Here is a 12,397-nt window from a genome sequence, read left to right as displayed (position 1 = left end):
CAATTTGGGATACTTCATGATCGACAGCGCGGTTCGCGTTGTTGAAGACGAAACTATAATACTGCTCGACATCAAGTCGGGTTTGAAGCTGGCTTCGAGGTAGTGGGTGTAGGCACTGCGGTCGCAATGCCCGCCCGCACGACCACAATCACTGGACGCCAGCTGCAACACCAAGAGCACGGTGATCGGCGCACTGGTCGGCGCCGTGGCCGGCTCAGCCATCACGCCGAGCGCCGCGGTGATCAGCCCTGCCGATATCAGGATCGCTACGGCCGCATCTACACTGCGCCTTGCGATGACCGATATGCAACGGCAATTGTTGAGAGCCTCTGGGTCGCTAAGAACGCTCAAGCGTGACAGGGCGGCGCCGAACTTGGCGCCGCCGCTATCTTTTTGTCACGGTTGTCCCTGTCCTCCGCCGGACCCGTAGATGTTTCCGGTTGTGAAGCTCGCGTCGTCGGCCGCCAACTGCACGTAGATGGAGGCCAGTTCGGCCGGCTGCCCCGGCCGTTCCAGCACGGTCGTGCTGCCGAATTTCTTGTACTTTTCCTCTGACGCGCCGCCGCTTATCTGCAGCGGGGTCCAGATCGGCCCGGGCGCCACGCCGTTGACGCGAATACCTTTGGGGCCGAGTTGCTTTGCCAAGGACTTCACGGAGTTCATCGTCGCGGCCTTGGTTTGGGCGTAGTCGTAGAGGTCGGGCGAAGGGTCGTAGGCCTGTTCCGACGTCGTGCCGATTAAGCAGGATCCTGGCTTCAGATGCGGCAGCGCAGCCTTGATGATCCAGAACGGTGCGTAGATGTTCGTCTTTATCGTGGCGTCAAAATCCTCGCTCGTGATGTCAAGGATCGTGGGCTTCGCCTGCTGCCTGGCGGCATTGCAAACGACAATGTCGAGACCCCCGAGCTGCTGCACGGCGTCGGCCACCAGTTTCTGACAAAACGCCTCCTCCCGCAAATCGCCGGGCAGAGCAACGCCGGTCCTGCCGGCATCGCGTATGAGCTGGATCACTTCGTTGGCGTCGGGTTCTTCGGTCGGATAGTAATTGATAGCGACATCCGCTCCTTCGCGTGCATAGGCAATTGCAGCGGCCCGGCCCATGCCGGAATCGCCGCCCGTGATCAAGGCTTTGCGGCCCGCAAGCCGGCCTGGCCCCTTGTAGCTCGTCTCTCCATGGTCGGGTTTGGGTTTCATGTCGCGTGCCAGACCCGGCCAGGGCTGGTTCTGTGCTTCGAATGGCGGCTTCGGGTATTTGGAGCGGGGGTCTTGCATCGCGGTACCGTTCTCTAAAGGTTTGGTGCTTGTCTGCTGTGCACGGGCGTCCCCCGCCACGCCGGCGGCTATGCCCACCCCCGCCGCGGCCATAACTTCACGTCGGGACAATGATTGCGGGTGAATTTTCGTCATTCGGCTTCTCCGAGGCGCGTGAAGCGCCCGAACCGCGCCGAGTTGATTAGGTTCCTTGCTTCGATCCTGAGGCGTCGAAAAGAAGGCGGCGTGTCTTTTCTCCACCACGTTGGCATCGACGCTCGGCCAAAGATCGCCGGCCGTAGTCGCTTCGGCTATCGGCGCGAAGAAGTCATCGAACAGGTGGTCAATCTGTCGGTGGAACGACGTGAGCGGGTCTTGCGCGGAGACGCCACATGCGAAGCACCACGTCGCGATCGGTTTATCGCTGCCGACCGCTCGGTCCTTCTCGCCTCCTGGAACAGCTTCGACGTCAAACCTGTCCGTTATCTGCGTGCCGTCGCAGACTGACTGGTCGGGGTTGGCCACCTTGACACACGTGTCATATAGCCGCTGATCTTCAACATGCCTCCGATCGGTTCCAGCCCCCGCCGCTGCATCTTATCTAGGTAGGAACCAACTGCTCGCATGTAACGTTCCGCCAAAGCGTCCGCAGCGGCATTCAATGATATCGCTGCAGCGTCTCGATGCTTGTGCGAGGTCAAGAAGGTGCCGAAAAAGCTGAAGCAGAAAAAAGGGGGCGAATCCAATCCGCCCGGCGTCAAGCCTAAGAGAAAGCCGCCAAGAGATACGCGTGAGAATCCCGCACCAAATCCGGAGAGCGCGGGCGAATTACCCGATACGAACACGCGAGAAGAGGTCGAGGCGATCAGGCCTAATCTTAAGCGTTAGGGCTGCACTGAAAGGACAACTCCGACCGCCAGGACGAAACAACTGCGCGACGGCGAAAGCCGCTCCGAAAGGCGCTGACGACGCTGGACTTGGAAGTGCAGGTGCCTGCGCGCCAAGGCTTGCCGCGACCGGGCTGAGTGCAGTTCGATAATGATCCTTGTGATCGGTGCAGCCGGCAGATTCGGCCGTCATGTTGCTCGCGCCCTCAGGGCATATTTCGAGGAGTTAGCGAACAGCGCCTCTGGTCGAGACCTCTAGTCGCGAACCGGCATCGCGGTCCTTTCCATTTCTGAAGCAATCTCAAGGTGAACCATCCTGATTGAGATTAGTAGGGCAGACTTGCAACGCCCCGCCGGCCAAGGAGTTACTTCGTCAAACGCGGCCGCAATGAGAACTGCCTTGCACGGTGCCGTTCGGCGGAAGCGGCATTCAAGTGTTTTCCATGGAGGTTTTCACATGAAAGTCTACGAAGCTGTCGCGCGGGCAATATCGGACGCAACCGACAGTCCAATCTTCGGTCTCATGGGCGATGGCAACATGGACCTCATGGTGGAGTTCGCGGAACGTCATCGCCGCACGCTCGTGCATGCGCGGCACGAGCAGAACGCCGTGGCGATGGCCGATGGCTATGCCCGTTTCTCCGGCCGGCCGGGCCTCGGTTCCGTGACGCAAGGCCCCGGCTTGACCAACACCGCGACGTCGCTGACAGTCGCGCGCCATCATCGGTCGCCCGTTCTGCTGCTCGCGGGGCAGACCTCACTCGGCGACATGCACAATCCGCAGCGGCTGGATCAGGGCGCTTTCACGACCGCGACGGCAGGCGCCGGAGTGGTGATAGAGAACGAGAAAATGGTTGCCCCCGCGCTCGACGCGGTATTCAGGCATCTACACGCCGGTCTCGGACCATTTGTGCTGAACCTGCCTTACAATGTTCAGACGACAGACCTCAGCGATGATTGGTCGTACGCGCGTCCTTCAGCTCCCATGGCGAGTGAGCCGGAGGAAGCTGCGGTCGACCGCGCCGCCGACCTTCTCCTTCAAGCCGAACGCCCAGCTATCCTCGCCGGACGCGGTGCGGTGCTCGCCGGGGCGGATGCCGTGATCGGAGAGCTCGCAACGGCACTCGGCGCGCCTATCGCAAGCTCTCTCGTTGCAAAGGGAATATGCAGCGACCATCCATTCGCAGTCTGGGTCAGCGGTGGCCTCGGCCAAGGCATCGCCGAGGAAGCTCTCAGCGATTGCGATATTTTGCTCGCGGTTGGCGCGAGCCTCAACCAGTGGACCACGAACCACGGAGAGCTCGTTCGTAACAGGAAGATCATTCAGATCGACGCCGATCCGACCGCTTTCGGGGCGTATGCGTCGCCTACATTGGCGCTATTGGGAGATGCGCGTCTCACCACCCAACGGCTTTGCGGGGCGGTACGCCGCCGTGGCGGCAAGGCGCATGCGCAACCGCGACTGCCGGGCCTCAGCCGGCGCCAGGACTACGCAGATGCCGAGAACGGACACGTCGATCCGCGGCGCGCGCTTGATGTTCTTCAAGATGTACTTCCCCCTGACCGCATCATCGTGGCGGACGGCGGCCACTCGGCCCAGGCGATCTGCCAAAAACTGACTGTCCGAAATCCACGCGATTGGGCCTATTCCTTCGATTTCGCCTGCATCGGCCAAGGGCTCGGTCTTGCGATCGGCGCCTGCTTCGCGCGGCCCGGACAGCGTGTGACACTGGTGACCGGCGACGGCTCGCTTATGATGAACATGGCCGATCTAGATACAGCCGTCCGGTACGATCTGCCGCTTACGATCATCATTCTCAATGATGAAGGCTTCGGACAGGAGCGTCATACGCTGGGACACAAGGGTCTCCCGGAACGCCATGCACGTTATGCCTCGCCTGACTTCGCCAAGCTCGCAGAGAGTCTCGGCGGACGCGGTCGGCGGCTCGAGGGACGGCCCGGCCTGAACGAACTGCGCTCCTGGGTCCGCGATGACGAGCATTCGGGAGGCCTTATCATGCTGGACATCCCGATCAATGGCGCGGTTGAGCTGCCAGTTTCACAGGAGCTCGTCAGACACATTCACTAAGCACAGGCAGCGCCTTCTGCTGAACGAGGTCGCTGAAAATGGCGGCCGCGTGTTGAACGCCACCTGGCAGCCGAAGCATCATGCAATCGATCACCGCCCTGACTATGACCCGCGCGTGAGGGTCGAAACCGGGTATGTGAGCAACCTGGAGTATTTCGAGCGAGCGACGAAACGACACGCCCCGGCGACGCCATGCGGCAGCGTCCGCGCGGCCCGCGTGGGCATGTGAATGCCGGCTGCGGCAAGGATGCCAGCTGGGATTTCGCGCGACCAAAGCAGCCTCTCAAACGCGACCGCCTCGAATCCAGAAGGCAGTCAAGAAGGCCTGCAAAATACTGAACAGGCTCATGTCTGACGTTGGCGATCAGCTCGTCCTGGCGGTCATCGTCGACATAAAGCACCTCAATCATAGGAGTCTCTCCCCGTCGTCGCCGTATTCGTAATAGAACCGTGCGAGGCGTGCTTGCCGCTGGCCACGAACCAGCCGGAGAGCTCCTGGTTGCGGGATCGTATTCGCTTTTCCTGATCCAGGTGGATGGAATGGCGCACCGCGCTGGCTTGCTAATGGCAAACGATCGGAATGCGGCTTTTGTTTCAGGGGCGCGAACTTATAACGCGACGATGGACGACGCGACGTGGACTTGCACCACGAAGACAATAGCGACTTACGATTCGTTGCCGGCACCTTCACGCTGGAGAAGGGCGTCTGGCGAGGAACGTTCCCGATGCCGACCTGCCGAAGTGGGTGTCTTTCTATCGCCAGCAGATGGTATCCTGGCCAGGCGACATCCTACGCAGAGAACATTAAAGCTCTTGAAGCGCTCGTGACGGAACTGCGTGTGCAGCAATGAAAGAGCCCGCACCGGGGGGAGGGCGATGCGGGCTCATGTCGGGAAAATTGCCGAAACCCGACGCGACGCGGTAAAATGCTGGGAGGGGCATGCGCCGCGGCTATCGAACATCGAGTTGGCGGGAATGTTCCGCGGGATCGCTACTTTCGCTGCAGAAAGCGCGCGCTTCTCGCAGGAGCGATGCCCAGCCAGTGCCGATCATCTTGATGAGCTCTCGGGTTTGTTCTTCGGAACCCCCGTCTCCTTAACTAGCCGCCGGACCAAGATCTTTCTTGTCGCTCTTCCATGACCCATGGGAGACCCCATGCATCGCGCCGAACTGATTGTGAGCGGCAAGGTTTCGGGTTTAGATTATGCGTAACAGAAAGTGAAAAAAGCCCGCCGACCGAAGCCGAGGCCATCTTCCCTCAAACTGCTTACGCTCTCCTTTCCCGGATGGTCCGCCCGAGCCCAGGAACCCCGCACAAAGCTCTTTCTAATGCAGTTTTGACTAATGGGCTGTAGCTCGGGAGCATTAACGAGGGGAATTTCCCGGGTGGGCGGCTCTAGCTGGCGTCCTTAGGAATTCCAAAAGCCCGGCTCGCGCATGACACAGGATTATGCGAGCCGGTCCCAGCGTACATTTGCTTGAGAAAAAGCAGAAGATTCATCGCCAATACCTGTCCGGCCGTAACGTGAGGAGTATCATCTAGCGACCGAGCGGCTGTTTTGACACTGACAGCAGTTCCGCCTCGTCCCTGATCCCTGCCAGGTAGTTGGCCAGAAGGCGAGATGCGAGGGCTTCGCGTCGCTCGGGGGACTGATGTTCGACCTTCAATTTGTCGAACACGCGACCGAGCAGCGCTAGGTCCGAAGAACTGAAGATGCCAGCTTCTCGGGCTCTTTGATGAATTGGCACGAGACCCTCTCAAAATCGGATGATCCCTCAAACGCCGTCAAACTCGCCTTTGGTTGCGTCCCATGTCAACAAAAGAAAAAGCCCGCCGGTCAAAGCCGATGGGCAGGTGCTGGAGTAGCCTGGGTGCGCAGTGGCAACGCGCGGGGGCAGGCCGATCACCGAAGCGCGTGCATTGGTAGTGTGCTTGAGAGTTCTGCAAATTCGCTGAGAGAGGGCGATCCGCCGTTCACAGGAGGCCGCGGATCTTTTGTGCATTGGGGGACTGGCGATCGCGAATCCTGCCAAATGAGCTTTACCGGCCCACGGGCCTACCCACCGACGATGAATCGCCCTCCGGGCGGGCGGCACAATCGGATGCTCACTCAGTCTCAGCTCTGCCCGCGAATTGATCGACTGCTCCCGCCATCTGTAGCATGAGCTCGTCCATTGAGATTGAATTGTCCCCGTATGGATAGAACTCCGATTTGTCGCCCTTCTTCCATTTCTGTCGCAGATCGGCGTCCGTGATGTCCCAATCGCGATAGGTCTGACGCCCCAGTTCCCGCAGGTCAGCGTCATGGAAGAGCAGGCCGAAACGATGATCAGCACCCAGGTTAGCCGGCTCCAAAACTACCCCGAATTGCGTGACAGGTTCTCGCTTCATCTGGAGGAAACCCGTCGGCAGGCCAAACGCGTCAGCGAGTGCCTCGAACGTATGGGCGAAAGCACATCGTTGCGAAGGACGCAGGCGCCAAGATGCTCGCGACCGCCCAGGGACTGAGCGGCTTCTTTGTCGGCGACGAAGTCCTGAAAGGCGCTCTCGCAAGCTACACGTTCGAGCACATGGAGATCGCGAGCTATCGAATCCTGAGTGCGACGGCCGAGGAGGCGGGCGATATCGAGACGCAGCGGGTCTGCGAGGGCATCTTGCGGGAAGAAGAGGCGATGGCGGAGTGGCTGAAACCCACCTGCCGAAACTCGTGCACCAATTCCTCGCGCGCCACAGCCAACCTGAGTGACTGCAAAGCACTAGCCGTGAGAGCTTTGGCGACCGATCTTCTTCCTGCTGCTGTATATCACCGCCGATCGTCATCGCGCACGCGTCTTCAATCTTGCTGGCGTTGCGGGGCAAGTACAGGGACCTCCGGGAACCGACCAAGCGCTGTCGACGAGTACGATTCGCCGAACCGGCCCGCCACGCAATAAGTTCGGCCGGTCCTAATAGGGCGAGTGAAACACATGCGCGGCGAAGACTACCTGCGACAGGCGCCATTACAGGGCTTACGCGATGATGGAACGTAAGGCGTCTGGCAGCCTTCCTTGTCGGGTGACGCACCCTCGCCAGATGGCGCGTTATTCTCGGGCTGCCCACAGTCCGAGAGCTTGCCCTTCGTCCCTCGCGGGTGGCAGGCTCAAAAAGCTTATCGATTTCTAGGAAACTGAACGAAGTCGGAACCCCCCCGCGGGTGCCAGTGTTTCTTCACCTAACGGAGGATGAAACATGGCAGCGCCGCGCGCGGTTTGGAAAGGTTTCCTGAAATTCGGATCGGTCGCATGCAGCGTAAAGCTGGTGGGAGCAACCACTGAGGCGGGGAAGGTCCATTTCAAGATTCTGAACCGCGAAAACGGCCTGCCGGTCAAGAGCGCCTATATCGATGAAGGTACCGGCGACGTCGTTCCTTCAGAAGATCAGATCAAGGGCTACGAGGTTGAGAAGGGCGACTTCCTCGAAATCGAGCCGGACGAGATCAAAAAGCTGAAGCTCACGTCGCAGCATACGCTCGACATTGAGGGCTTCGTCGCGATCGATGAGATCGACACGAGGTATCTGGAAAAGCCCTATTACGTCATCCCGGCCGATGGCGCCGCTGTTGAGACGTTTTCGGTGCTGCGAGAAGCAATGGCCAAGAAGCGGGTCGCGGCGCGATCTTGTGTTGTGCTGTACCAGCGGGGCAGGGAAGTCATTATCCAGCCCTTCGGCAAAGGAATGCTTTTGACCGAGTTACGAACCCACAACGAGATGATTTCAGAAAAGAGCATCTTCGACGACGTGAAAAGCCCCAAATACGACAAGGATCTGCTCGAAATTGCCGGGCTGCTGATCGACAAGAAGGCAACAAAGTTCGACCCCTCGAAATTCGAAGATACCTATGAGGATGCGCTGATCGCCATGATCGACGCCAAGCGCAAGGGCAAGAAGCCGCCCAAGCCGGCGCCGAAACCCAGGGAGAACGTGGTGGACCTGGCTGCAGTGCTGAAGAAGAGCCTCGCTGCGGAGGGTATCAAGGGGCGGGCAAACGCAAAGCCCGCGCGAAAATCCGCCTAGCATGGCAACGGACGGCCCCGTTCGTATTGCTTTTGTGGGGACAGCATGTGCAACGACTATGAGCAGCATGTCGCTTGGGCCGAATATTGCCGGACGATGGCTTCGCTGGCGCTGAAGATCCCGGCTCATCAAACTGAACTCGATCTTCCCCAAGCTGATGATATCCGCATCAATGATCCGGCGCCGATCATGCTCGCTGCCGGAGACGGAGTTGAACTTGCGTCGATGACGTTTGGGTTTCCGCCGGCCGGCCCGAAGGGAGGACCGGTGTTCAACTTCCGATCGGAAGGACGTCGTTTCGCCGACAGCAAACGCTGTCTGGTCCCGGCCTCGGCGTTCTTCGAATTCACTGGCACCAAATACCCGAAGGCGAAACACCGCTTCACTCTGAACGGCGCTCCTTTCCTGGCTATCGCCGGGCTCTGGCGGGAAGCGGCCGGCAACAAGCCGCCCACCTTCACCATGTTGACGACCGATCCCGGGCCGGATGTCTCGCCATATCACAATCGCCAGGTGGTCGTTCTTCAGCCCGAAAACTGGTCAGCGTGGCTTGATTTGTCGAGACCGGAGAGAGAGTTGTTGCGACCCTCGCCGGCGGGATCGTTGTCCGTTGAAACGGTACGGCCAGAGCGCGCCTGAGTTCAGTTGCGGAGAGGCTCCGGCACACTGAGCGGTCCAATGTCGAAAATCCGCTGATAGACGCCCTTGCGACGCCAGGCGCCACGTGCGCGTCCATTCTCCCTGTCGCGCTTGGGATCGAACATGATCCCGCCGAAGTGGTCAAGGAATGCGGCGGCGGCATCGCGATCAGCGAAACAATGCAGTCGCCATTGCTCCTGCTTGCCGTCTTCCAGATCGCGATCACGGATCGCGTCCGGCAAGATAGCCCTTGCTCCTCAAGAAACCGCCGGATCAGCGTGAAGTTGTGTGCCGTGCACATGTCGTCGGGCAGCGCCACCTGGTGCGGCATATCGCGATCGATCATCGTTGGCGGCGGAATGCTACGGCTGCGGGCAACCATTAATTGCTCAATTTCCGTCGCCTGGTTTCAAAGGCTTGCTGCAAATCGATGTCGGTCTGGTCGCGCATCGCATCCGAAAGCGATATCGCCAGGTTAAGGCTGTCGGGGTAGATCGCCATGATCCAGGCGGCCGTGAGTTCTGTAATCGCCTGCTTCTGGCTGACATCTGACAGTCCACGCAGGTGCTTTGCCATCTTTTGAGCTGCTCGGTGGATGGCAGGCATTTCGCGCCTGACGGTTGCGTAGATTTCGGGCTGCTCGGCTTCGGTCGCACGTATCGGTTTCATGGTTCTGTCTCCTTTCGCAAACAGTGAACGAAAAGAGAACAAAGAGTCAAGACGCACCTTGACTGCATGGGAATATGTTCCTCATTTCAGAGGATGCCGGAACAACCCGAAAAGTGGCCACGAGGCCAGGCTTGGACGCTGATGCATGCCCATGAGGCAGGGCAGATCGCGCGCATCTCCTGCGGCCATTGCCATATCACACGCCATTACAAACCGATCGAGCTCCGCGAGGTGATCGGCAATGTCACCATAAACCAGGTGCGAGAAAGGGTACGTTGTCAGGCCTGCGGCAAGCGGGAGTGGATGTCGGCGGAACTCTTCCATCCCTACCGACAGGAGCTTGTGAGCATCCGTTTCCGGCGCCTGAAGGAAATACGATGGGAAAGGCGTGTGATTTGGCGCGACGAGTAAAATCTATTTGAGAACCGTCAAGTTATGAAACTCTTCGAAACGACCAGGGAAATTGCGTGCCAGATACCGCACCACTCTGGAATTATCCATCAGCCGGTCAAAATAGCGGCAGGCGGCGACGAGTTCCAGGCTCGCTGGCCCGCGCCGGTCGAGCGCATTCAAAAATGCGCGGCTAAGGTTGGCCAACTCGCACTCCATTTCTCCCCTCCGGTCTTCGGAAAGGCTGGCGAGCTCAGGTTGCGGACGGAAATCTTCAACCAGGAGCGACCGTTGCGTGAGGGCGACGAGCATCTTCACGTAGTTGAGACTGACCGGCCCCCTGGCAATCATTGAGCGCGCAATCTCTATTTGCCGGACCGGAAGCACCGTCCGCAGCAACGCGAAAAGCCCTGCCGGCCCGCTGCAGTCCCTCAGCAGATCGAGGACCTCCGGGCAGATCTCGCCGGCTGAAATCGGATTGGCGTCGGAAGAGATGAGTTGCGATGAGGTCTGCGCAGGCGGCGTGCCGCTGATTCTCCGCGCCAATGTATTTGGCATCGTAGCAAGGCCTTCGGATGCCAACAGGTCGCGGAACTGCCCGTCGCCTGCTATCAGGCGTACCGCCACGGCGATCCTGTCCAAACGTTGCTCCAGTTCTTCCACCTCTGCGATGAAGGCACGCTTGCGCCTGCACTCGGCGTCGTAAATCCTAAGGAACTCGGGAGTGGAACGGCGCATCTTCGGGCGTAGCTGATCGGAGGCCAACGCCCCGACATGTCGGCGGCCGTTGTTGAGGAGAATCTTGTGGGCAGCTTCCCGGCTCAGCCGCTTCGACCTCATGTTGCGCTCTCGACAGCGACCCGCTCCGCCAGAGCAAGCAGCGGCATCAATGTGGGGAAAACATAGGAATCCAGAAGCGCTCCGTTGTGGGCGTGCAGATCACGCTTGCCGGCGATCTCACGGGCCGGAGCAATCAGGTAGTCTCGAATGGTGAGGTCGCCGGGATTCATCCGGATCAGGACATAGATGTCCGGCAACGGTTGCCGATCAGCCTTCACAAACCATCTTGGATAACCGAAGTAGGAGGCTCTGCAGCGCGCTATTGCGATCGCCACAATAAGCTCCTCGTTGATCTGCACGACGCCTGTCTCCGCGTCATAGGCCGCAACCGCGCCTCGCGCCTCGACTGCGGCCAAGAACTCCTGAATCGCCTGCAGCTTCACTGTGTCCAGTCGTCGGTTGACGTAGATGTAGCGGTAGTTCTTGGGCGCCTGGTATCCGATCAGCTCATAGGCTTTGACGAGGGTTCCAAAACGCCACGAGTATCGTTGGGCGGGCGGGCAATCGGGTGCGGCGTCGATGATGAAGGTGGATAGGGCACCACGGCGTGCCAGCAGCGCCTCGAGGGCGACCAACATCTCCTGATCGGACATGTGGCGGTGGATAGTCTTGAGCAAAATCTGTGCGCGCCTGAATAGCTTGCGATCGACGATCGGCTCTAGGACGTTCTCCACCCGAAGCCACTGTTCGGGAGGATTGTGGACCCGATGGCTCTTGAGCCTGGTCGAGCCCCTGTTCCAGACGCTGTTGCCAATGTAGTTCTCGTTGGTCAGCAGCGAGTGGACAGATTCTCGCGTCCAGGGGCGCTCCAGGTCGGTCAGCAGGCCGCGCTTGTTGAGCGTTCGGGCAATCTCCAGCTGTGATTTTTTTGTTCTGACAAAGTGGTTGAAGATCCATCGTACAGTCGCGACCTCGTCAGGCGGTCCGTGGATCAGAACGATGCGATCCGTCTGCAGGTTCTTGTACTCGTAGGACGACAGGACGCCTTTGGGACGCCCATGTTGATCGACAAGCAGGCGCCGCAGGCCAAACCCTGCCTTGCCGCCCTGTCGAAAGCCCATCCGGATTAGCCTCGCCTGGCCAATGAAGACTTTCTGCGACAGCATTCTACTGTGCTCAGCAGCCATGCTGCGCTTGATCGCCTTGAGCACATCGGATCCGATGCTGCCGTCATTTGCGAACTGTTCGGCGCAGAACTCGATCCGCACACCTGCCATTTGACATCGATACTCGTATGCAGCGCTCTCATCGATATTCTGGAATCGTCCCCATCGGCTTACGTCGTACACCACGATGGTCTCGAAATCGGCTCTCCCGATTTCGACATCGGCCAGCAACTGCTGAAGGCCGGGACGGCCTTCGAGGTTGAGCCCACTGCGGCCTGCGTCCTCGTAGGTGGCGACGATGTCGTAGCCCATGAGGTCCGCATAGTCGCGGATGGCATCCCGCTGATTTTCGATCGAGTAGGCCTGATACTCAGTCGACATACGCAGGTATTGCGCAGCGCGAACCCTTCGCCTCCCCGCAGGCGGATTGCCACCCTCTGCAAACTTGTCCATCGCCTTGCACCTTGGTGCC

The 12,397-nt window shown here is 59.6% G+C and carries 10 protein-coding genes and 2 pseudogenes; 6 read left to right on the top strand and 6 right to left on the bottom strand.

The features are described from left to right. Window positions 1–166: 166 nt before the first annotated feature. Window positions 167–357: pseudogene (locus LB520_RS19895) on the top strand (hypothetical protein); the annotation flags it as partial. 39 nt (window positions 358–396) lie between these two features. Here the strand turns inward: LB520_RS19895 and LB520_RS19890 are convergent. Further along, window positions 397–1,272, bottom strand: a complete 876-nt coding sequence (locus tag LB520_RS19890) for an SDR family oxidoreductase (protein WP_224638831.1) — start codon at window positions 1,270–1,272, stop codon at window positions 397–399. Window positions 1,273–2,595: 1,323 nt separating this feature from the next. Here LB520_RS19890 and LB520_RS19885 point away from each other — a divergent pair. Continuing rightward, a complete protein-coding gene (locus tag LB520_RS19885) occupies window positions 2,596–4,227 on the top strand; it encodes a thiamine pyrophosphate-binding protein (protein WP_224638648.1) in 1,632 nt (543 codons plus the stop codon). Between the two features lie 2,107 nt (window positions 4,228–6,334). Here LB520_RS19885 and LB520_RS19875 read toward each other — a convergent pair. Continuing rightward, a complete protein-coding gene (locus LB520_RS19875) occupies window positions 6,335–6,619 on the bottom strand; it encodes a hypothetical protein (protein ID WP_224638845.1) in 285 nt (94 codons plus the stop codon). Here LB520_RS19875 and LB520_RS19870 point away from each other — a divergent pair. The 3 genes and pseudogenes from LB520_RS19870 to LB520_RS19860 all read left to right on the top strand — a co-directional run bounded on the left by LB520_RS19870 (window position 6,533) and on the right by LB520_RS19860 (window position 8,920). After that, window positions 6,533–6,974 (top strand): annotated as a pseudogene (locus LB520_RS19870) (ferritin-like domain-containing protein). The gene LB520_RS19875 and the pseudogene LB520_RS19870 sit on opposite strands and share 87 nt — an antisense overlap. A gap of 482 nt (window positions 6,975–7,456) precedes the next feature. After that, window positions 7,457–8,281, top strand: coding sequence for a Ku protein (locus tag LB520_RS19865; RefSeq protein ID WP_224638632.1), 825 nt, complete (start codon window positions 7,457–7,459; stop codon window positions 8,279–8,281). Window positions 8,282–8,326: 45 nt separating this feature from the next. Continuing rightward, on the top strand, window positions 8,327–8,920 hold the full coding sequence (locus tag LB520_RS19860; RefSeq protein WP_224638630.1) for an SOS response-associated peptidase: 594 nt from the start codon (window positions 8,327–8,329) through the stop codon (window positions 8,918–8,920). 2 nt (window positions 8,921–8,922) lie between these two features. Here LB520_RS19860 and LB520_RS19855 read toward each other — a convergent pair whose 3' ends face one another. Both LB520_RS19855 and LB520_RS19850 read right to left on the bottom strand, forming a co-directional pair. After that, the gene (locus LB520_RS19855) at window positions 8,923–9,162 is read right to left on the bottom strand and encodes a hypothetical protein (protein ID WP_224638629.1); all 240 of its coding nucleotides are present in this window, start codon (window positions 9,160–9,162) and stop codon (window positions 8,923–8,925) included. 139 nt (window positions 9,163–9,301) lie between these two features. After that, window positions 9,302–9,589: a hypothetical protein gene (locus LB520_RS19850; RefSeq protein ID WP_224638628.1), complete on the bottom strand. Its 288-nt coding sequence runs from the start codon at window positions 9,587–9,589 to the stop codon at window positions 9,302–9,304. Between the two features lie 141 nt (window positions 9,590–9,730). Between LB520_RS19850 and LB520_RS19845 the strand changes: the two genes are divergently transcribed. Beyond that, window positions 9,731–10,000, top strand: coding sequence for a hypothetical protein (locus tag LB520_RS19845; protein WP_224638626.1), 270 nt, complete (start codon window positions 9,731–9,733; stop codon window positions 9,998–10,000). A 3-nt stretch (window positions 10,001–10,003) separates the two neighbouring features. On the opposite strand, the gene LB520_RS19840 is transcribed toward LB520_RS19845, so the two are convergent. Together LB520_RS19840 and LB520_RS19835 are read right to left on the bottom strand one after the other, a co-directional pair. Then, window positions 10,004–10,819 carry a plasmid partitioning protein RepB C-terminal domain-containing protein gene (locus LB520_RS19840; protein ID WP_224638624.1) on the bottom strand — a complete coding sequence of 272 codons (816 nt, stop codon included), beginning with the start codon at window positions 10,817–10,819 and terminating at the stop codon, window positions 10,004–10,006. Continuing rightward, a complete protein-coding gene (locus LB520_RS19835) occupies window positions 10,816–12,378 on the bottom strand; it encodes a recombinase family protein (protein WP_224638623.1) in 1,563 nt (520 codons plus the stop codon). The genes LB520_RS19840 and LB520_RS19835 overlap by 4 nt, the downstream gene beginning before the upstream one ends. Window positions 12,379–12,397: the final 19 nt, after the last annotated feature.

The organism is Mesorhizobium sp. CA12, from assembly GCF_020165255.1.
Lineage (GTDB): Bacteria > Pseudomonadota > Alphaproteobacteria > Rhizobiales > Rhizobiaceae > Mesorhizobium.
This window is presented reverse-complemented; position numbering and strand designations above follow the sequence as displayed.